The 20,248-nt window shown below is 71.6% G+C and carries 19 protein-coding genes; 7 read left to right on the forward strand and 12 right to left on the reverse strand.

Annotated features, from left to right (window positions below):
- Positions 1 to 32: 32 nt before the first annotated feature.
- From ODJ79_RS36260 to ODJ79_RS36280, 5 genes are read right to left on the reverse strand one after another with little or no spacing between them, the layout of a single operon-like run.
- Complete coding sequence (locus ODJ79_RS36260) at positions 33 to 743, reverse strand: enhanced serine sensitivity protein SseB (RefSeq protein ID WP_263028187.1); 711 nt, start codon at positions 741 to 743, stop codon at positions 33 to 35.
- A gap of 42 nt (positions 744 to 785) precedes the next feature.
- Positions 786 to 1,112: a hypothetical protein gene (locus ODJ79_RS36265; protein ID WP_263028188.1), complete on the reverse strand. Its 327-nt coding sequence runs from the start codon at positions 1,110 to 1,112 to the stop codon at positions 786 to 788.
- Positions 1,109 to 2,365, reverse strand: coding sequence for a WXG100 family type VII secretion target (locus tag ODJ79_RS36270; RefSeq protein WP_263028189.1), 1,257 nt, complete (start codon positions 2,363 to 2,365; stop codon positions 1,109 to 1,111). The genes ODJ79_RS36265 and ODJ79_RS36270 overlap by 4 nt, the downstream gene beginning before the upstream one ends.
- Positions 2,362 to 2,700, reverse strand: a complete 339-nt coding sequence (locus tag ODJ79_RS36275; RefSeq protein WP_263028190.1) for a type VII secretion target — start codon at positions 2,698 to 2,700, stop codon at positions 2,362 to 2,364. Before ODJ79_RS36275 ends, ODJ79_RS36270 begins: the two co-directional genes overlap by 4 nt.
- Positions 2,690 to 3,079: a YbaB/EbfC family nucleoid-associated protein gene (locus tag ODJ79_RS36280; RefSeq protein ID WP_263028191.1), complete on the reverse strand. Its 390-nt coding sequence runs from the start codon at positions 3,077 to 3,079 to the stop codon at positions 2,690 to 2,692. The genes ODJ79_RS36275 and ODJ79_RS36280 overlap by 11 nt, the downstream gene beginning before the upstream one ends.
- Before the next feature lie 108 nt (positions 3,080 to 3,187).
- Here ODJ79_RS36280 and ODJ79_RS47280 point away from each other — a divergent pair, with 108 nt between their 5' ends.
- A complete protein-coding gene (locus tag ODJ79_RS47280) occupies positions 3,188 to 3,577 on the forward strand; it encodes a ClpX C4-type zinc finger protein (protein WP_411267407.1) in 390 nt (129 codons plus the stop codon).
- A gap of 7 nt (positions 3,578 to 3,584) precedes the next feature.
- Here ODJ79_RS47280 and ODJ79_RS36290 read toward each other — a convergent pair whose 3' ends face one another.
- From ODJ79_RS36290 to ODJ79_RS36310, 5 genes are all read right to left on the reverse strand, one after another.
- On the reverse strand, positions 3,585 to 5,033 hold the full coding sequence (locus ODJ79_RS36290; protein WP_263028192.1) for a glycoside hydrolase family 76 protein: 1,449 nt from the start codon (positions 5,031 to 5,033) through the stop codon (positions 3,585 to 3,587).
- Positions 5,034 to 5,102: 69 nt separating this feature from the next.
- Positions 5,103 to 6,635, reverse strand: a complete 1,533-nt coding sequence (locus ODJ79_RS36295) for an AMP-binding protein (RefSeq protein WP_263028193.1) — start codon at positions 6,633 to 6,635, stop codon at positions 5,103 to 5,105.
- Complete coding sequence (locus tag ODJ79_RS36300) at positions 6,635 to 7,846, reverse strand: acyl-CoA dehydrogenase family protein (protein WP_263028194.1); 1,212 nt, start codon at positions 7,844 to 7,846, stop codon at positions 6,635 to 6,637. The genes ODJ79_RS36295 and ODJ79_RS36300 overlap by 1 nt, the downstream gene beginning before the upstream one ends.
- 48 nt (positions 7,847 to 7,894) lie before the next feature.
- On the reverse strand, positions 7,895 to 8,728 hold the full coding sequence (locus ODJ79_RS36305) for a MaoC/PaaZ C-terminal domain-containing protein (RefSeq protein ID WP_263028195.1): 834 nt from the start codon (positions 8,726 to 8,728) through the stop codon (positions 7,895 to 7,897).
- A gap of 4 nt (positions 8,729 to 8,732) precedes the next feature.
- Positions 8,733 to 10,043 carry a 3-oxoacyl-ACP reductase gene (locus tag ODJ79_RS36310; protein ID WP_263028196.1) on the reverse strand — a complete coding sequence of 437 codons (1,311 nt, stop codon included), beginning with the start codon at positions 10,041 to 10,043 and terminating at the stop codon, positions 8,733 to 8,735.
- 47 nt (positions 10,044 to 10,090) lie between these two features.
- Here ODJ79_RS36310 and ODJ79_RS36315 point away from each other — a divergent pair, with 47 nt between their 5' ends.
- Positions 10,091 to 11,368 (forward strand): acetyl-CoA C-acetyltransferase, encoded by a 1,278-nt coding sequence (locus ODJ79_RS36315; RefSeq protein ID WP_263028211.1) that lies wholly within the window; start codon positions 10,091 to 10,093, stop codon positions 11,366 to 11,368.
- On the opposite strand, the gene ODJ79_RS36320 is transcribed toward ODJ79_RS36315, so the two are convergent.
- The gene (locus ODJ79_RS36320) at positions 11,338 to 13,575 is read right to left on the reverse strand and encodes a putative bifunctional diguanylate cyclase/phosphodiesterase (protein ID WP_263028197.1); all 2,238 of its coding nucleotides are present in this window, start codon (positions 13,573 to 13,575) and stop codon (positions 11,338 to 11,340) included. The two genes, ODJ79_RS36315 and ODJ79_RS36320, sit on opposite strands and share 31 nt — an antisense overlap.
- 159 nt (positions 13,576 to 13,734) lie before the next feature.
- On the opposite strand from ODJ79_RS36320, the gene ODJ79_RS36325 reads away from it, so the two are divergent.
- Positions 13,735 to 15,324, forward strand: coding sequence for an MFS transporter (locus ODJ79_RS36325; protein WP_263028198.1), 1,590 nt, complete (start codon positions 13,735 to 13,737; stop codon positions 15,322 to 15,324).
- Between the two features lie 22 nt (positions 15,325 to 15,346).
- Positions 15,347 to 15,955 carry a TetR/AcrR family transcriptional regulator gene (locus ODJ79_RS36330; protein WP_263028199.1) on the forward strand — a complete coding sequence of 203 codons (609 nt, stop codon included), beginning with the start codon at positions 15,347 to 15,349 and terminating at the stop codon, positions 15,953 to 15,955.
- Here the strand turns inward: ODJ79_RS36330 and ODJ79_RS36335 are convergent.
- Positions 15,952 to 17,061 carry an FAD-dependent monooxygenase gene (locus ODJ79_RS36335; RefSeq protein WP_263028200.1) on the reverse strand — a complete coding sequence of 370 codons (1,110 nt, stop codon included), beginning with the start codon at positions 17,059 to 17,061 and terminating at the stop codon, positions 15,952 to 15,954. The genes ODJ79_RS36330 and ODJ79_RS36335 overlap by 4 nt on opposite strands.
- Before the next feature lie 67 nt (positions 17,062 to 17,128).
- Between ODJ79_RS36335 and ODJ79_RS36340 the strand changes: the two genes are divergently transcribed.
- The 3 genes from ODJ79_RS36340 to ODJ79_RS36350 all read left to right on the forward strand — a co-directional run bounded on the left by ODJ79_RS36340 (position 17,129) and on the right by ODJ79_RS36350 (position 19,674).
- Positions 17,129 to 17,758: a TetR/AcrR family transcriptional regulator gene (locus tag ODJ79_RS36340; protein ID WP_263028201.1), complete on the forward strand. Its 630-nt coding sequence runs from the start codon at positions 17,129 to 17,131 to the stop codon at positions 17,756 to 17,758.
- Positions 17,751 to 18,152 carry a cupin domain-containing protein gene (locus tag ODJ79_RS36345; RefSeq protein WP_263028202.1) on the forward strand — a complete coding sequence of 134 codons (402 nt, stop codon included), beginning with the start codon at positions 17,751 to 17,753 and terminating at the stop codon, positions 18,150 to 18,152. Before ODJ79_RS36340 ends, ODJ79_RS36345 begins: the two co-directional genes overlap by 8 nt.
- A 169-nt stretch (positions 18,153 to 18,321) precedes the next feature.
- Complete coding sequence (locus ODJ79_RS36350) at positions 18,322 to 19,674, forward strand: cellulose binding domain-containing protein (RefSeq protein ID WP_263028203.1); 1,353 nt, start codon at positions 18,322 to 18,324, stop codon at positions 19,672 to 19,674.
- Positions 19,675 to 20,248 lie beyond the last annotated feature (574 nt).

Genomic DNA, 20,248 nt, shown 5'->3' on the forward strand with positions numbered 1-20,248 from the left:
GGCAGGCGCGAATGTCCGGCACCGCCCCCGCGTCAGGGTGCCGGGCGGGTGTAGAACGGCTCGGTGTGCTCGAGCAGCCACCGGGTGATCGGGTCGGCCGGGTCGTCGAGGAACACGGTGTCGACGCCGTAGGGGAGTGGCGCGTCGGCGACGGCCGCATCCACCGCGTCCAGGATGTGCCGCTGCCCGGCCTCGTCGTGGTGGTCGGCGCGGATGCCGATCAACAGGGTCGGCGGCTGGTCGCCGGCCTGGGCCAGCGCCCGCCGGGCCTCGATCACCGCCGGCACCGGGGCAAACCGCGCGGCCAGGGCGGCGAGCAGGCCCTGCGGCTCGGTCTCCGGCGTGCCCAGCCGCAGCCGGCCGCCGGCCCGGACGGTGGTGCGGCCGCCGCGCAGCGCCCGCACCCCGTCCGGGTTCACCGGCAGGCCGTGCTCGGCGCCCGGGTTGACGGCCAGCCCCAGGTCGCCGGCGAGCAGCGCGGCCAGCTGTTTGCCGGTCAGCTCCAGGTGCCCGGCCGGGCCCGCGCCCACGGCGAACTGCTCCGCGGAGGTGTACGCGGCGACGTACGGCCGGCCGTCCAGGACCAGGACCGGGAGCTGGGCGTTGCCCTGGGCGTCGGCGCCGGCCGGCAGCGGCACCCACAGCGGGTTGTCGGCCAGCGCCTGCAGCAGCCGGTCCGGCGACATGCTGCCGGCCCGCGCACTGGCCAGGGCCTGCTCGAGCTCGTTGGCCGGGAACGCCATCGTCTCCCCACATCGTCGAGGTTCTTCACCGCAAACCGTAGATCACGTGTCGTGCAGCAGCCGCCGCAGCTCGCCGGTCAACGCGGCCAGCCGCTCGTTCGCCGCGACACGTTCCTGCGGGTCGGCCCGGTAGATGATGAAGTCGCCGAAGTTGCGGCCGCCCGAGTACAGCTGGTCGAAGGTGAGCGCCGCGTACTTGAGGACCTCGTCCGGGTCGTCGTCGGTCTCGAGGATGTCCAGCAGCCGGCGCAGCCGGTCGTACCAGCCCAGCCGGAACCCGGGGTCGGCCTCCCGCAGCGCCAGGTCGCGCAACTGCGCCGCGATCGGTACGGCGGCGGCGATCCGCTGCCGGGGATCGGTCGGTGTCATGGCAGTGGTGTCTCCCCGACCACGGTGCCGCCCTTCCACGGCTCGGGAATGTAGATCTGCTGGCCGCCGCCGACGTAGACGCCGCCCATCGACCCTACCGGGCCCGGATACACCTTGGTCCCGGCCGGAATGTTGATCGCATACACGGCGTCGACGTTGGAGGTCCCGATCCAGCCGCCGTCGGCGTCGAGCCAGACCGGCTTGACCGCCGAGTCGATCCGCACGCTCGCGACGCTCTGCGGCGGCTCGGTGGTGAACCACCGGCCGAACGGGTTGCCGCCGCTCTCCCCGCCGCGGTAGAGCACCCGGTCGTCGGCCAGTTCGACCTCGTCGTAGCGGCCGCCGGCGAAGTTCGCGGCCGGCGGTGTGGCACCCTCGGCGAGCGGCCCCGGGTTCTCCACCATGTTGTACGTGTAGTCCTCGGGAGCCTTCGGCGCGAGCGGGTCGTGCGGTGCCCCGCGACCGGCCGGGGCGCCGTCGGGGGCGGACCTGGACAGCCGGGCGAGCAGGTTCTTCAGCCCGGTCAGCGTCTCGCCCAGCTTGTCGATCATCGGGTGCAGTCTGCGGAGGCTGTTGAGCAGCGCCCGTACGAAATGCTGAATCTTGTTGACCCAGGTGGCGACCAGCGTCGACACCTGCCCGATCACCACCGGGGTGGCGATGCCCAGGGTGAGACCCTCCTCGGCCAGCCACTGCGGCAGCCGGGCCGCGAGGGTGCCGACGAACTGGGCGATCAGGTCCCGGACGATGCCGCGGACCAGCCCGACCAGCAGCCCGGCGCCCTCCACCGCGTAGGAGATGCCCTGCGCGGCGACCGCGATGCCCTCCAGCGCGGACGCGTGCGCGGCCGCGTGGTCGCGGTAGGCGTCGCCGGACGAGCCGAACCAGCCGGCGACCTCCTGCCGCACCCTGGCCACGAAGTCCTGCCGGGCCGCGTCGGTGAACGCGGCGACGTTCTTCCAGGTGGCGGCGTGGGCGGCCACCTCGTCGGCGTTACCGGCCAGCCAGTCGAGCGCCTCCTTGAGCGGCCGGACGTGTTCCATCAGCCAGGACACGCCCCACGACACCAGCGACCCCAGCGGGTCGATCGCCAGGGACAGAATGTCGAGGCTGGTGCCGACCCCGCCGAGGGTGCCGTCCACCCAGCTGTGGTTCTGGATGCCGCTGTTTATCTGGTAGGCGTCCTCGACCAGGCCCAGCCCGGTGTTCCACTGGGTGGAGTCGTGCGCCTGCACGACCAGCGGGCTGCTCACAGCGGCAGCTCCGGCAGGGTCGACGCCGGACCGGCGGCGGCGATCCGCCGTCCGTTGGCGGCGTCGGTGGTCTCGGTGCCGTCGGCCACCGCCCGCAGTCCGAGGGCGGTCTCCTGCAGTCCGTCGACGCTCTCGCCCAATGCCTGCACGGCGAGCGTGAAGGCCGGTTCGAGGATGGCCGGCAGGAACTGGCACAGCCGGCCGTAGGCGCCGGTGTCCATGGTGACTTCCCGCACGGCCGACCGGGCCTGCTCGACCGCGTCCGCGACCGCCTCGACGCTGCCGGCGTGCCGGCGCACCGCGGCGGCCGGGAACTGCACGATGTCACCGCTCATCGGACGGCTCCGGCGGCGCGGGGAAACGCCGGGCGAACCCATCGACGACGGCCCGGCCGGTCTCGGTGTCCGCGCCGACGGTGCGGTCCACCTCGGCGGTGACCTGCTCGCTCAGCCGCCGCTGCGCGGCCCGCATGACGGCGAGAATCTCCCGGCTGAGCTCGCGGCCGGAGCGCCCGTGCACCTCGTCGGTGAGGTCGAGGTCCTCGACCTGGCCGGTCGACCCGACCGTCACCGTGATGGCACCGTCGGCACTGCGGGCCTGCCCGGTCAATGCCGACACCTGCCGGGCCAGGTCCGCCGTCCGCGCGGCCTGCTGACTAACGCCGGCCACCCAGGCGTCGAGCCAGTCCTCCGCGGCATCGATATCAGAGGTCATCGGCGGTGGATCATGCCATCGGCCGGCGGGGTCGCGCAAGGACGCTGTCAGGTGTAGCCTGACGGTGTCAGGGCTTACCTGACAGACTGCGACCGCCGGAGGGAAGAAATGACCAGCGAGACGCCCGCCGCCGCCACGGCCAGCCCGTTGTGCTGCTCCTTTTGCGCCAAGCCGAGCTCGGCCGTCGAGAAGGTGATCGCCGGCCCCGGCGTGTACATCTGCAACGAATGTGTCGAGCTGTGCAACGACGTCCTCCGGTCCGAGGGGCAGGACCCCATCGATTCGGCGGCCCGGCTGTCCGCCTGGGAGGACGAGATGACCGACGAGCAGATCCTCGATCAGCTTCCGCGCGTCGCGGCGGCCGGGGCGCAGACCGAGGCCAGCCTCCAGCGACTGGTCACCATCCTGCGGGAACGGAGAGTGACCTGGGCGCGCATCGGCGCGGCCCTGCGGATCACCCGGCAATCCGCGTGGGAGCGGTTCTCCGGCGAGGAATAGCCCGGGCTCACGGTGCGGCGTTCAGGAGGTCCACCGCGCTGTGCTGGCAGCCGTGGTTGGTGCCCCGGAACGGGCCCGCCCAGTGCGAGCCGTAGCTGTCGAGGCTGTCGCGGTCGTTGGCGTACGCGCTGTCGGCGTTGCGCTGAAGATAGGTGTTGTAGGCGCCGCCGGTCGTGGCGTTCAGGACGCCGAGTCCGCGGATCGCGGCTCCCTTGAACGACACCCCGTCGCCGCTGCAGGCATCCGGCTCGTTGGGCTCCCGGAGGATCCCGCCGGGCGACAGGTAGCCGCTGGTCGTCAGGGCGTCGCCGATCCGGCGCGCGGTGGCCAGGGCGCCGGCGTCACCGGTCAGGCGATTCAGCTCGACGAGCGCATTGATCAAAACCCCTTGGTTGTACGTCCAGGTCACGTCGCCGTTGTTTTTGCAGGTGGACAGGTTGACGCCGTCGTTGACCAGGTTGTTGCCGTTGAGCATGCCGGTGCTCTGGAACCAGGTCCAGCCCGCCTGCGCCCGCTGCCGGTAGGTGGTGTCCCCGGCGATGCGGCGGCTGAGCGCGGCGTCGAGCTGGATGTAGAGGCTGTTCGTGATGGCGTTCTTGGCGCTGCGGCCGGTGTTCCAGTAGACGCCGCCACCGCAGCGTGAGTCCCAGTAGCCGTACATCCAGTCGGCGTCGGAGCGGGCGGTGTTCAGGTAGCGGCTGTCGCCGGTCAGGTCGTAGGCGGCCACCCAGGCCAGCCCCCACCAGCCGGTGTCGTCGAGGTACGTGCTGCGGAACTGGCCCGAGGCCGCGTTGACCTGCTTGTCGTACGTGCTCGCGATCGCGTACCGGTAGCTGTTCATGCCGCTGCGCTGAATGTTGTTGATGATCGCGGTCAGCGCGTTGGCGCCGGTCCACCAGCCGTTCGTGTCGAACAGGCCGGTGCCGCGGTCGAAGCGCATCATCAGTGCGGTGGCCGCCGCGGTGCGCCGGTCCCAGGCGTTCCACGTGCTGCGCGCCCATGCGGTGCAGACGATCTCCGGCCGGTCGCCGGCCTTTCCGCAGGCCCGTAGTGCGCCGACGCCGTTGCTGCCCCAGTCGTCGACGTTGAACTGGCCGGTGCGCCGGGCGGTCGCGCCGGCGGCGATCGTGGCGTCGCCGAGCCTCGAGCCGTCGGGCCACGTACGGCCGCCGTCGAACGACCGGTCCAGCCAGACCTCGTCGCCCGGCGAGCCGTTCTCGACCGAGCCGGAGGCCATCGCGTCGGTGTCGTTGACGTGCAGCTTGACGACGCGGCCGTACAGGCCGGCGGTCACCGGGACGCGGTCGACGGGCGCGAGCGCCGGGTCGCGGCCGTCGCAGTAACGGTTGCAGATGGCGGCCGCCCGCGCTGCCGAGACGGTCCCGGCCTGCAGAAGAACGGTCGCCGCCACCGCCAGGACAGCCCCGGCGGCCGGGAGCGAACGCCACGTTGTCATATAGTTAACAAAGCTGTGACATCGGCAGTTGTCAATTAACACTGCCCGGACGGGCAACCGAGACCGCGGTCAGCGCGGCAGGTCGCGCTTGACCACCTTGCCGGTGGCGTTGCGGGGGAGGGCGTCGAGGAACACGATGTCGCGCGGCACGCAGAAGCGGGCCCGATGGGCGCGCACGTAGGAGCGGATCGCGTCCGCCTCCAGGGTGGCGGGGGAGCGGAGGACCACGTACGCGGCGAGCCGTTGGCCGTACTCCTGGTCGGGGACGCCGACCACGGCGCACTCCAGCACCTCGGGCAGGTCGGCGAGCAGGCCCTCGACCTCGGAGGGGAAGACGTTCTCGCCGCCGGAGACGATCATGTCGTCCTCGCGGCCGTCGACGAAGATGCGGCCGTCGGCGTCCACGTGGCCCAGGTCGCCGGTGGCGAGCAGGCCGTCGCGCAGCTCCCGGGAGCTGCCGTTGGTGTAGCCCTCGAAGAGCATCTCGTTGCCGACGAACAGCCGGCCGGTCGTGCCCTGCGGAACCGGCTCGCCGGACGGGGAGAGCACCGCCACCGCCGTCCCGTGCGGCGGCCGCCCGGCGGTGTCCGGCGCGGCCCGCAGGTCGGCCGGGGTGGCGATCGACGCCCACGACGCCTCGGTCGAGCCGTACAGGTTGTACAGGATGTCGCCGTACCGGTCCATGAACCGGGTCGCCAGCCCGCCCGGCAGCGCCGACCCGCTGACCGCGGCGATCTCCAGCGGCGGCAGCGGCAGGTCCGGCGCCAGCTCCATCAGGCTCTGCAGCATGACCGGTACGGCGATCAGGGCCGTGCACTGCTGCGCCCGCATCAGCTCCACGACCGGCGCCGGCTCGAACCGCCGGCGCAGCACGACCGTGGCGCGCAGCGCGAGCGCGATCTGCAGGCCGGCGAAGCCCCAGGTGTGGAAGAGCGGAGCCGCGATCATCATCCGCACCCCGGCCCGCAGCGGGATCCGGTCGATGATCGAGCACAGTGGGCGGAACCCGCCGGGGGTGGGCCGCTGCGCCCCCTTCGGCATGCCGGTGGTCCCCGAGGTCAGCACGATGGTGCGCCCGGGCCGGGCCGGCGGCGACAGGACGGTCGCGTGCGTGGCGGAGATGAGCTCGGCGGTCCGGCCGACGTCCAAGGCCCCGGAGAACCCGGGCAGGAGCCCGGCGAAATCCGCGTCGTGCACGACGGACGTGAGCTCCTGCGCGGAGATCACCGCGGCGAGCTGCGACGACGACAACCCGGTATTGATCAGGACCGGGTCGGCGCCGACCGAGGCCACCGCGATCAGCACTACGATCATGTCGGCCGAGTTGCGGCACAGCACGCCGACCCGATCGCCGGCCGAAATGGGCAACGCCGCACCGAGCCGGCCAGATCGATCAAGCATTTCCGCGTACGTCCAGGAAGCGCCCGAGGCGTCCACCACGGCCACCCGGGAAGGGGACCGGGCGGCGGCCTGCCGCAGTTCCCCGGCGAGCCCGTAGCCCCATTTTCCGAGTTCCCGGAATTGTTGCAGGACCCGATGCGGCGGCCCGGGCCGCAACAGCCCGCGGCGCGCCATCGTGGCAACCACGAAGGGCGCGTCCATCACCGGATGGGCATTCCGGAGATGGCCCGGGAGATCACCAGCCGCTGGATCTCGCTGGTTCCCTCGAAAATGGTATAGATCTTGGCGTCCCGGAACATCCGCTCGACCGGATGTTCGCGCAGATACCCGGCCCCGCCGAGAATTTGCACCGCCTTCTCGGTGACCGCGACCGCGACCTCGCCGGCCTTCAGCTTGGACATCGACCCTTCACCGGCCTCGAACGGCCGGTCGTTGCGGCCCATCCACGCCGCCCGCCACACCAGCAGCCGGGCCGCGTCGATCTCCGTTCGCATGTCGGCGAGGGCGAAGGCGATCGCCTGGTTCTCGATGATCGGCCGCCCGAACTGCACCCGGCTCTTCGCGTACCCCAGCGCGTACTCGTAGGCCGCCCGGGCGATGCCGATGGCCTGCGCGCCGACGGCCGGCCGGGACAGCTCGAACGTCCGCATCGCCGCCTGCCGCGAGGCCCGCTGCCCCGAGCGCGCCCGGGCCAGCCGCTCGTCGAGCGCCTCCTTGCCGCCGAGCAGGCAACTTCCGGGCACGCGTACGTCGTCGAGAAAGACGTCCGCGGTGTGCGAGGCCCGCAGCCCCAGCTTCTTCAGCTTCCTCGTGCCGACCAGCCCCGGCGTGCCCGGCGGCACGATGAACGCCGCCTGCCCGCGGGACCCCAGCGACGGGTCCACCGACGCGGTGACGACGTGCACCTTCGCGATCCCGCCGTTGGTCGCGTACGCCTTCTGCCCGTTGAGCACCCACTCGTCCTTGGCGGCGTCGTACACCGCCCGGGATCTCATCGACCCGACGTCCGATCCCGCCTCCGGCTCGGTAGAGCAGAACGCGCCCACGGCCGGCTCCGCGGCGTCGCCGAAGCATTGCGGCACCCATTCCACCAATTGGTCCGGGGTGCCCGAGCCATAGATCGCCGCCACTGCCAGCGACGTACCGGAAATCGCCATCGCGATCCCGCCGTCGCCCCAGAACAGCTCCTCGTTCACCAGGGGGAGGCTCAGGCCGGACATGTCCGACCAGGTGTTCACGAGAAACTCGAAACCATAGAGGCCGATCTTTGCGGCTTCCTGCAGGATCGGCCAGGGCGTCTCCTCGCGCTCGTCCCATTCGGCAGCGGCCGGCCGGATCACGCCCTCGGCGAATCCGTGCACCCAATCGCGCAGGTCCGTTTGCTCCTCATTGAGATCGAGCCAGAATTCCATGCGCGCGGACACCTCTCCGGGCCGAGACGATCGTACTCGTCGGTAACGTTACGGTGGCGTAACCTGGCCCGCAAGATGCGGACGCTTTCCGTCCACCCGGAAATCCCATCCGTCCGCGCGTTCGACCGCGGTGAATCCGACCGTCGACGGCAGCGTGATCGGCTGCTTGAACGCCACGTCCACGGTGTACGCCGCGGGCAGCCGTCCCTCGAGGGCCGCGACCGCCCGCGCCTTGGTCCACATGCCGTGCGCGATCGGCCGGGCGAACCCGAACAGCCTCGCCCCGATCCGCGACGTATGGATCGGATTGTGATCGCCGGAGACGGCGGCATAGTCGCGCCCGACCCGGCCCGGCACGCCCCAGATCGCTGTCGGCGCGGGCGCCGGCGGGTAGTCGCGCTTCCCGCGCCCCGCGCTCTTCCCCGCGTTCTTCGAGAGGTACGTCGAGACGCCGGTCCACACCGTCTCGCCGTCGACGGCCGCGGTCGCCACCATGTCGAACACCCGTCCCCGGTCGTGGGAGCGCAGGTTCTCCGCATGGACGAGCAGATCGAGCCGCTCCGCGGTGGCCACCGGCCGGTGCACCGTGATCCGGTTGGCGACGTGCACGATCCCGACCGCGGGGAACGGAAAGTCCGACGCCGTCATGAGCGCCATCGCCAGCGGGAACGCGAGCACGTGCGGATACGTGGCGGGCAGCGGGTTGCCGAGCCGGAACCCGCAGACGCGGTTGTAGCGGGCGAGCCGGGCGAGGTCGACCGCGACCGCCCGCCGCACGATCTCCCGGGCCGGGAGGGACGAGCCGCGCCGGGTGGGCAGCAGCCCGAGCGCCGCCTTCAGATAGATGCCGGCCGGATCCGCGGAGAGCTCGACGACGTCCATCGGCTCACGCTCCCAGCAGGCTCTGCCCGCAGACCCGCACCACGTTCCCGGTGACGGTGGCCGAGCCCGGCGACGCGAACCAGGCGATCGTCTCGGCCACGTCGACCGGCAGGCCGCCCTGGGACATGCTGTTCATCCGCCGCCCCGCCTCGCGGAGGAAGAGCGGCATCTTCGCGGTCATCGCGGTCTCGATGAACCCGGGTGCCACCGCGTTGATCGTGATGTGCCGCTCGGCCAGCACCGGCGCCATCGACTCGACCAGCCCGATCACGCCGGCCTTGCTGGTGGCGTAGTTCGTCTGCCCGCGGTTGCCGGCGATCCCGGCGATCGAGGCCACGCCGATGAGCCGGCCGCCCGAGTTGATCAGGTCGCGGGACAGCAGCAGGTCGTTGATCCGCTCCTGGCTGGACAGGTTGACCTCGAGCACCGAGTCCCACCTGCTCTCGTCCATCCGGGCGATCGTCTTGTCCCGGGTGATGCCCGCGTTGTGCACCAGGATGTCGAGCCCGGTGAGGTGCCCGGCGAGCCGCTCGGCCGCGTCCGGCGCGGTGAGGTCGAGCTGGACCGCCCGGCCGCGCACGTCGTTGGCGACCCCGGCGAGCGCGTCCCCGGCGGCCGGCACGTCCAGCGCGATCACGTCGGCGCCGTCCCGGGCGAGCACCCGGGCGATGGCCGCGCCGATGCCCCGGGCGGCGCCGGTGACCAGCGCGGTCTTCCCGGCGAGCGGGTGGTCCCAGTCGGCCGGGGCCGGCGCGCTGCCGGCGCCGACGTGGATGACCTGGCCCGACACGTACGCGGATCGGCCGCTGAGCAGGAAGCGCACCGTGGATTCGATCGCGGGTTCGCCGCCGGGCGAAACGTAGACGAGCTGGGCGGTGATGCCCCGCCCGAACTCCTTGCCGATGCTGCGGGTCAGCCCCTCCAGGGCGCGCTGCGCGGTCGCCTCCCGCGGGGTGGCCGCCGACGAGGGCGGGGTGCCCAGCACGATGACCCGCCCCGACCCGCGCAGCGAGCGCGCGGCCGGATGGAAGTAGTCGTACAGCGCGCGCAGCCCGGTCGAGTCGGTGATCCCGGTGGCGTCGAAGACGAGAGCGCCGTACCTGGTCTGCTCATCGAAGGCCGTGGTGGTGTCGAAGAGCTTGCCGACGACGTCGGCCAGCCGGCCGCCGGGGGCCGCGCCGAGCAGCACCGGGCCGTTCGTCAGCGGGTCGCCGACCTGGTACCGCCGCAGGCGGGGCGGATCGGGCAGCCCGAGCCGCTTGACGACGCCGCGGCCCATGCCAAAGTTCGCGAAGTTCGCGTACCTGTCTCCCATGCGCGTAGCCTACTCGTCAGTAGGCTTTGGAAGTGAAGGAGATTGCCGTGCAGAGCGTGCGTCGCGTCGCCGTGCTGGGTGGAAACCGGATCCCGTTCGCCCGCTCGAACAGCAAGTACGCCGAGGCCTCGAACCAGGACATGCTGACCGCCGCGCTGGACGGCCTGGTCGCCCGGTTCGGCCTGGCCGGTGAGCGGCTCGGCGAGGTGGTGGCCGGCGCCGTGCTCAAGCACTCCCGCGACTTCAACCTCACCCGCGAGACCGTGCTCGGCTCCCGGCTCGACCCGCGCACCCCGGCGTACGACATCCAGCAGGCCTGCGGGACCGGCCTGGAGGCGGCCATCCTGGTCGCCAACAAGATCGCGCTGGGCCAGATCGACGCGGGCGTGGCCGGCGGCGTGGACACCACCTCGGACGCGCCGCTGCAGCTCAACGAGGACATGCGCCGCGCGCTGCTGGCGCTCAACCGGGCGCGGACACTGCCCGACCGGCTGAAGGCGATCGCCCGCCTCCGGCCGCAGCAGGCGTTCCAGCCGGCGGTGCCGCGCAATGCCGAGCCGCGCACCGGGCTGTCCATGGGGGACCACGCGGCGATCACCGCGCTGAAGTGGGGCGTCACCCGGGAGGACCAGGACGCGCTCGCACTCGCCTCACACCAGCGCCTGGCCGCGGCGTACGAAAGCGGCTTTTTCGATGATCTTGTGACGCCCTATCTGGGGCTCACCCGGGATCAGAACCTGCGCGGCGACACGACGATCGAGAAGCTCGCCAAGCTCAAGCCGGTCTTCGGCAAACAGGACGCGACGATGACCGCGGGCAACTCGTCGCCGCTGACCGACGGCGCCTCGACCGTGCTGCTGGCCGGCGAACAGTGGGCCGAGCAGCACAAACTGCCGGTGCAGGCGTGGTTCGTGGACGCCGAGGACGCCGCCGTCGACTTCGTGCACGGCGAGGAGGGGCTGCTGATGGCCCCGGCGTACGCGGTGCCCCGGCTTCTGGCTCGCAACGGGCTCACCCTGCAGGACTTCGACTTCTACGAGATCCACGAGGCGTTCGCGTCGCAGGTCCTCGCCACCCTCGCGGCCTGGGAGTCGCCGTCGTTCTGCAAGGAGAAGCTGGGCCTGGACGCGCCGCTCGGCTCGATCGACCGGGCCAAGCTCAACGTCAACGGCTCCTCGCTGGCCGCCGGCCACCCGTTCGCGGCCACCGGCGGCCGGATCGTCGCGACCCTCGCCAAGCTGCTGGCCGAGAAGGGCTCCGGCCGCGGCCTGATCTCGATCTGCGCGGCCGGCGGTCAGGGCGTGGTGGCCATCCTGGAGCGCTGAAGGCGGGCCGCGAAGTCGGCCGGCGGCATCGGCTTGCCGAACAGATAACCCTGCAGCAGCGGGCAGCCGGCCTCGCGCAACGTGTGCACGTCGGCCTCGTCCTCGACGCCCTCGGCCACCGCCGACATGCCCAGCGCGCGGGCCAGCCAGAGCACGGCCTGGATGATCGAGGTCTTGCGCGGATCGGCGGACAGGCCGGCCACGAACGAGCGGTCCAGCTTCACCACGTCCGCGGGGACCGACTGCAGCCAGGTCAGCGAGCTGTAGCCGGTGCCGAAGTCGTCGAGCGCGATCCGTACGCCCAGGCCCTTGATCGCCTCCAGGCGTTCCTCGACGTCGACCGAGGCGACCAGCAGCGCGGTCTCGGTGATCTCCAGGACCAGCCGCTGCGGATCCAGCTCGGGGTTGTCCGCCAGCAGGCCGGCGAGCAGCGGCACGAAGTCCGGCTCGGCCAGCTGCCGCGGGCTCACGTTGACCGTCACGTAGCGCAGCCGGTCGCGCCATTCCACGAGGTGGCGCAGCGCCTCGACCAGCACGTGCTCGCCGAGCGGCACGATCAGGCCGGTCTCCTCGGCGGCCGGCACGAACCTGTTCGGGCCGTGGATCTCGCCGTCCGGCGTCCGCATCCGGACCAGCGTCTCGGCGCCGAGGATCTCGCCGGTCTCCGTCGCCACGATCGGCTGGAACCAGACCGGCAACGTCTCCCGCCGGTCGCCGTTGAGCGCCTCGCGCAGCAGCTTCTCGGCCACGATCCGGTCCTGCACGGCGACCCGCATCTGGTCGCTGAAGACCTGGATCCGGTTGCCGCCGCCGCGCTTGGCCGCATACATGGCGGTGTCCGCGGAAAGCACCGCGTCCTCCGCGCAGCCGGGCTCGGTGGCCACGGCCAGGCCCACGCTCGCCGACAGGGCCAGCACGTGCCCGGCCACCGGCGTCGGCTCGGCGAGCTCCTTGACGATCGCGTGACCCAGCGGCGCACCCGCGTCGAGTCCGCCCGGCAGCGCCACCACGAACTCGTCGCCGCCGAAGCGGGCCAGCAGGGCGCCGCGCGGCACGAGCCCGTGCAGCCGGGCCGCGATCGAGCGCAGCACCAGGTCGCCGGCCGCGTGCCCGGAGCCGTCGTTGACCGACTTGAACCGGTCCACGTCCAGATAGAGGATGCTCGCCGGGCCGGGCGTGTCCGCCATCATCGCGGCCAGGTCCTGTTCGAAGCCCTGCCGGGAGAGCAACCCGGTCAGCGGGTCGTGCCGCACCTGCCGGCGCAGCTCGTCGTTGTGCTGGTGGGTCGCCGTCACGTCCATCAGATGCACCACGATCAGCTTGAGCCGGCCGTGCTTGTCGTGCATCGCCGAGCTGTGCACCTCGACCCAGGTGGTGGAGCCGTCGTTCCGGCGGTAGGCGCGGGTCGCGTTGACCGAGTCGTGCCGGAGCAACTCGTCGAACAGCGGCGGCACGTCCCCGATCGGGGTGATCGGCAGGTCCGCGACCGAGAAGCCGTCCGGAAGCACGTCCGGCAGACGCAACCATTTCCGGTACGCCGAGTTGGTCCGCAGCAGGCGACCGTCCACGGCGAGCATCGCCATCGGCACCGGGGTCTCGTCGAACGCGATCGCCAGCTGGGCCTGGCTGTCGTCCAGGTTGTCCTGGGCCCGGCGCTCCTCGGCCGAGGCCAGGTACCAGCCGACCACCAGGAACGACGCGCAGAAGAGCACGGCCACGCCGTGCAGCAGTGCCCACAGCATCGGGTGCAACCCGGCGTCGGCGTGGCCGTGGTCGAAGGTGCTGCCGTTGAGCAGCGAGCCGAGGATCCCGTGGTGCAGGGTGGTGGCGACCAGGAACACCCCGAACGGCGCCCAGTCCCGGTAGAGGGCGAGCGCGGCCACCGCGATGAAGAAGGTGAAATGGGCCTCGGTGAGGCCGTGGCACATGGCCACGAACCCGCCGCAGGCCGCGGTGAGACCGAGCGCGACCGCGACCGAGGGCAACCGGCGTCCGGGGAGCCGGGCCGCGGCGACCACGCAGGGCAGCACCACCAGGACGGTCACGAGCCAGGACCGGGTCAGCCCCTCGTCGCTGAGCACGCCGAAAATGGTTAGACCGACGACCGTGCCGGCGAGCAACATGGTCAGCAGCCGATGTCGGCGCACCCAGTCGTCGCGACGGAGCCGGCCCGCGTTGCGCAGCCAGCCGAATCTCCCGGTGGACATACGTCACTGATCGGCTTGTCCCCGATCCGGAACAGGTCCGCTCGGTTGCGGGTGGGTTGCCTCACATTCCGATACGGAGACGTTCCGTTTCGCTTCCTCGAGGACTAGCGTTCCCTTCGGATACGGAACCGTCTCGTTTCGAAATTGCGGGGAACCCACATGGACACTCCTGCCGCTGTGCAAACCGGCCACCCGAGGCGCTGGGTCATCCTCGGCGTCCTGGTCATCAGTCTGCTCGTGGTCGTGCTCGACAACACGGTGCTCAACGTCGCCTTGCGCACGATCGCCGACCCGGTGCGCGGGCTCGGCGCCACCCAGAGCCAGCTCGAGTGGGCCATCAACTCGTACACGCTGGTCTTCGCCGGTCTGCTGTTCACCGCCGGCATCCTGGCCGACCGGCTCGGCCGCCGGATCACCCTGATCACCGGCCTCGCGCTGTTCGGCATCGCCTCGCTGACCTCCGCGTACGCGGACTCCGCCGGCCAGTTGATCGCCGCCCGCGCCCTGATGGGCCTCGGCGCGGCGGCCGTCATGCCGGCCACGCTGTCGATCATCGCGAACGTCTTCGCGCCGCACGAGCGCGGCCGGGCCATCGGCGTCTGGGCCGGCGCGGTCGGCCTCGGCGTCGCGATCGGCCCGATCGTCGGCGGCCTGCTCCTCGAGCACTTCTGGTGGGGCTCGGTCTTCCTGATCAACGTGCCGATCGTGGCCGCCGGCATCGTCCTGGGCCTGGTCATCATCCCGGAGTCGCGCGACCCGAAGCCGGGGCGCATCGACGTGGTCGGCGTGCTCCTGTCGATCGTCGGCATCGGCCTGCTCACCTACGGCGTGATCAAGGGCGGCGAGGACGGCTTCGGCTACACGCTCGCCTGGTCCACGCTGGCCGCCTCGGTCGTGGTGCTGATCGGCTTCGTCCTCTGGGAGCGCCGCATCGCGTACCCGTCGCTGGACGTGCGGCTGTTCACGAACAAGACCTTCGCGGCCTCGACCGGCATGATCGGCCTGATCTTCTTCGCCGCCATGGGCGCGATGTTCTTCGGCGCCTTCTACCTGCAGCTGGTCCGCGGCTACGGCCCGCTCGCCTCCGGCGCGCTGTTCGTCCCGTTCGCGGTCGCCCAGATGGTGTTCGCCCCGCGCAGCGCCGCGATGGTCAAGCGGTTCGGGCCCAAGGCGGTCAGCACCACCGGCCTGCTGCTGGTGGCGGCCGGGCTCACGGCGTGGCTGTTCATCGACGCGACCACGCCGATCTGGATCGTCGGCGCGGCGTTCTTCGTGATGGGCGTCGGCATGGCCAACGTGATGCCGCCGGCCACCGAGACGATCATGGCAGCGCTGCCCCGGGAGAAGGCCGGCGTCGGCTCCGCGGTCAGCAACACCATCCGCCAGCTCGGCGGCGCGCTCGGCGTGGCGACGCTCGGCGCGGTCCTGTCCTCGGTCTACCGCGACCAGCTCGGCTCCGCCACCGACGGCCTGCCGGCGGCAGCAGCGGGCGCGGCCCGCGAGTCCATCTCCGGGGCGTACGCGGTCGCCGAGAAGGCCGGCGCCGCCGGTCCGGCCCTGATCCACGGCGCCAACGACTCGTTCGTCACCGCCATGCACTACGCGTCGATCGGCAGCGTCATCGTCGCCCTGCTCGGCGCGGTCGTCGCGGTGCTCTGGCTGCCGGGCAAGCGCCCGGCCGCGGCGCCCGCCGCGTCCTCGGCCGAGGGTCTGGCCGAGGAGCAGGGCGTGGAACTGGTCGAGGCGTGACCCGTAAGTAAGAATGAACGCCATGACCACCGCTGTGAACGAGACCGGTCAGGACCGCAAGGCTCCTGGCCGGCCTCGCAGTGCGCAGGCCGACGAGGCCATCCTCGACGCGGTGCTCGAGCTGCTCAGCGGCGGGCACAGCGTCGCCGCCATCTCGATCGAGGCGGTCGCGTCGAAGGCCGGGGTCGGCAAGGCGACGATCTACCGCCGCTGGCCGAACAAGGAAGCGCTGATCATCGACGCGGTCGCCTCGATGAAGGGGCCGCTGCCGGTCCCGGCCGGCGAGTCGGTCCGCGACGACCTGGTGATGCTGCTGAAGGCGTCACGCACCGGCCGGTCGCTGCGGTTCGGCCAGGCCGCGGTGTGCCTGATGCCGGAATTCCTGAGGGACGACAGCCTGCACGACATGTGGCGGGCGGTGATGGAGCCGCGCCGCGAGGTGACACGGCAGGTGCTGCGGCGCGGGGTGGCCACCGGCGAGCTGCGGGCCGACCTCGATGTCGAGCTCGCGCTGCTGATGCTCAACGGCCCGTCGATGATGCAGAACATGTTCCGCTGGAACCCGGCGGTGCCGGCGGAGGGGTTCGCCGAGGCGCTGGTGGACGCGTTCCTGCGGGGCGCGGCCGCCTAGCGTCGGTAGGCAAGTCGGGCCGCCGTGTTGCGGACGGCGATGCCCGGGCGGGTGCTGGGCACGATCATCGCGGCGGCAAGGCGGGCACGACGCCCCTTCGGGTCGGTGCGGCGGCGGTGTTCCGTCTCGTAGCGCTTGAGTGCCGTGGCTGGGCCGCTGTTTTTCAGCGCGTTCGCGAGCGTCAGCGCGCCGGCCATCGCCATGCTCGACCCGTCGCCGAACAACGAGACCGACGCGGCCGCGTCCCCGAGCAGCGTGACCCGCCCGTTGCTCCAGCTCGGCAGCACCACCTTGCTGACGCTGTCGAAATAGAGGTCCTCCGCCGCACGGACGCGCTCCAGGTAGGTCGGGACAAGCCAATTCCGATCATTTGCGTACGCGTGAAGCAGCACCCGCTTGTGCAGTGCGACATCCCGATGGTCGAACCCCGGGATGGCCGGGCCCCGGAAGATGAACGCCAGGAGCGCGTGGTCCCGGGACGGATGCACGGAGATCAACCGGCCGGGCGTGTTGTACATCAGCGCCTCGCCGGGATGGTCGACCGGCTCGCCGAGCGGCGTGGTCGCCACGTAGACCCCCAGGTGCCGCACGAACGTCGCCTCCGGCCCGAACGCCAGGCGCCGGACGGCCGAGTGCAGCCCGTCGGCCCCGACCACCAGGTCGAACCGGCGCGGCGCGGACCGCTCGAAGGTGACATCGACGCCCGCCGGGTCCTGCGTGAACCCGGTGATCGTGTCGTCGAACACGAACTCGGCGTGGTCGCGCGCCGCCGCGTACAGGATGCTCGCGAGATCGGCCCGGGGCACCTCGATCTCCGCGGTCCCGGCCGGGCTGCGGCCGGCCGGCATCGGCAGCCGCTGCCGGCGCCGGCCGCGTGAGTCGATCAATCGCATCGCGGTGACCGTGGTGGCGGCCTCGCGCAGCGCCGGGACGACGCCCATCTGCTCGGCCACCGGCAGGGCCGGTCCGCGCACGTCGACCGGGTTGCCGCTGGAGCGCTGACCCCGCGCCCGCTCCACCACCGTCGGCCGGAAGCCCGCGCGGGCCAGCCAGTACGCCAGGGTCGGACCGGCCACGCCGGCCCCCACGATGAGCACGTTTCGCATGCTTCTCACCATAACTGCACTGAGTGCAGACTTGCAATGAGTGCTGACTTGCCATCGGTGCCGTAGGATGTGGATCGTGTCACTGCGTGAACGCAAGCGGGCCCGGACCCGGCAGGCCCTCGTCGATGCCGCCGTCGACCTCTTCGAGCGCAACGGCTACGAGCGGACGACGGTCGCCGACATCGCGGCCGCCGCCGAGATCGGGACGCGGACCTTCTTCAGCTACTTCCCGACCAAGGAGGATGTGCTGTTCCCGGAGACCGACGCCCGGCTGCGGGCCACCGTCGCCGCGATCGACAGCCGGTCGCCGGGGGAGGGGCCGGCCGAGGTGCTGGTGCGGGCGCTGCGCGAGGTGACCGCGGAGAGCACCGACCTGACCGGCCGCACGGCGCGGCTGCGGATGCGGCTGATGCTCTCGGTGCCGGCGCTCATGGGCCGGGGCCTGCAGCTTCAGCTGGCCGGGCAGCGGCAGATCGCCCGCCACCTGCAGGCGGCGTATCCGGCACAGCTCGACGCGGTCTCCGCGGCGGCGCTGGCCGGGGCGCTGACCGGGGCGGTGACGGGGGCGTTGCTGGCCCTGTTCGAGGATCCTGATCGGCCCGACGATCCGGAGGCCCTGAGAATTGCCGTCGAGCGGGCTACCGAGATTGCGCTTTCTCCGTGGAAGCGAACCGCACTGGAGGGGTCGCATGAATGAGCCGTTCGAGACGCTGTCCCTCCAGGGAGCGCCGGTGATCGCCGCACCGGATGGATCGGCGGTCCGTCCGCTGTGTGTCATCCCCGGTGCTGGCAGCTTCGCCCACTTCAGTCTCGAGCCCGGCGAGGTGGCGCGCGCCGTCGTCCACGCGACCGTTCAGGAGATCTGGTACGTGGTGGCCGGCGACGGCGCGATGTGGCGTCGATCGGGCTCGATCGCGGAGACGGTCGCCCTGCGCCCCGGGGTCTGCCTGACGATCCCGGTCGGCACGGCGTTCCAGTTCCGGGCGGGCGAGTCGAGGCTGGAGGTCGTCGCCGCGACCATGCCCCCATGGCCGGTCGAGAGCGACACCGAGGCGACGCCGGTCGACGGGCCGTGGGAGCCCACCTTCTAGTCTTCCCCTTCCCCCGGTCCCCTTCTGCTGTACCCCATCCTCCCCGTCTCCGTTTGCGGCCCCTTCCGCTTTTCATCGAGCCGGGTCTATGCTGACGCCGCGACTGTTGGGAGCGCTCCCAGTCGCGTTGCCGCCATCCACCGAGCGGCCGTCCGAAGGAGAACCCGTCATGGTCCGTCGTCGATATCGGCGTCTCGCGGCGGCGGTCGCGGCCGCCGCCGCGCTCGTGCTGTTCGCGTTCCAGTTCGCGATGCCGGCCAGCGCCGACACCGTCACCGGCAACGCCACCTACTTCGATGCGCTCGGCGCGCCGTACGGCGGCTGCGGTCTGCCCCAGGCCCAGCTGGACTCGCAGGACTTCGTCGCGTTGAACGTCTACAACACGCCGGGGGACTACAACTTCTATCCGCGCCCGGTCACCGACGCGTCCAAGGTCGGCCAGTGGAACAACGGCTTGAACTGCGGCCGCTACGTGCAGGTCACGGTCGGCGACTACTGCACCGGCGTGAACGACGGCGCACAGAACCAGGCGTTCTGCCGCAACGGCTCATGGGTGAGCGACGCCTACAACGGCGCCACCCTGACGATGATCGTGGCCGACAGCTGCGGCGACTCGAACGCCTGGTGCCGCGACGACCCGAACCACCTGGACCTGGCGAAGGACTCGCTCAACCGATTCGCCCGCAACGGCTCCGCCGTCGGCGACATGTACCCGAACCACTGGAACAACCGCCACATCAGCTGGCAGTACGTGGCCGCCCCGAACTACACCGGCGACATCAAAATCGGCTTCCTCCAGGGCGCGCAAGCCTACTGGCCGGCGATCGCCGTCTCCCACCTGGCGAACGGCATCCACGGCGTCGAGTACTACTCCGGCGGCACGTGGCAGACCGCGAAGATGAACAGCGACATGGGCGAGTCCTACATCATCGCCGGCCTAACCTCAGGCGCAACAAACTTCCAGATCCGCGTACGCGACGTGAACGACCAACTCATCAACGGCGGCCGCGTATACAGCTTCTCCCTCCCGTCCTCCTGCGGCACCCAGTGCTCCACGGCGTACACGGCAACGACCTACACAACCAGCGGCGGCAGCACCTTCCCGACGACCCCACCCACCACGTCACCGACCACCCCGCCCACCACCACTCCGACAACGCCGCCCACCACGTCACCGACCACCCCGCCCACCACCACTCCGACAACGCCGCCCACCACAGCCCCGACCGGCGCGTGCACCGCCTCATCCGCCGTAGTCAGCACCTGGTCCGGCGGCTTCCAGAGCACGGTCACAGTCAAGGCAGGCAACGCCCCGATCTCCACCTGGACCGCCAAGTGGACCTTCACCAACGGCGAGCAGGTAACCCAACTCTGGAACGGCACATACACCACCAGCGGCTCAACCGTGACCGTCCACAACGCCTCCTGGAACGGCTCACTACCAGCCAACGCCACCACTACATTCGGCTACACCGGATCCGGCACACCAGCCACAGCCACCATCACCTGCAACACCCCATAACCGCCCCGGCCGGCGACCGCCGCGGCCGGCGACCGCCCCGGTCGGCGACCGCCCCGGCCGGCGGCGGCACCGGCTCGTGAGCGCTCCGGCCGCGGCGGCACCGGCTCGTGAGCGCTCCGGCTCGCGGCGGCACCGGCTCGTGAGCGCTCCGGCTCGCGGCGGCACCGGCTCGCGAGCGCTCCGGCTCGCGGCGGCACCGGCTCGCGAGCGCTCCGGCTCGCGGCGGCACCGGCTCGCGAGCGCTCCGGGCTTGCGGCGGCACCGGCTCGCGAGCGCTCCGGGCTTGCGGCGGCCCCGCTGGCGACGGCACCGGCTCCCGGCGGCCGCACGGCCGGCGACCGCCCCGGCTTGCGGCGGCCCCGCTGGCGACGGCACCGGCTCCCGGCGGCCGCACGGCCAGCGACCGCCCCGGGTTGCGACGGCACCGGCCCGCGACCGCCCGGGCCGGTGCCGCGTCAGCCATTGACGGCGCCAGCGCGGCCGGGTGCGTCTCGAGTCGGATGCCGCTGGCGGCGGCAGCGGCCCGTTCCACCATCGTCGAAATCTGCTCCAGATTCCTCCTCGATACTCAGTC

The sequence above is a fragment of the Actinoplanes sp. KI2 genome (assembly GCF_025630775.1).
Lineage (GTDB): Bacteria > Actinomycetota > Actinomycetes > Mycobacteriales > Micromonosporaceae > Actinoplanes.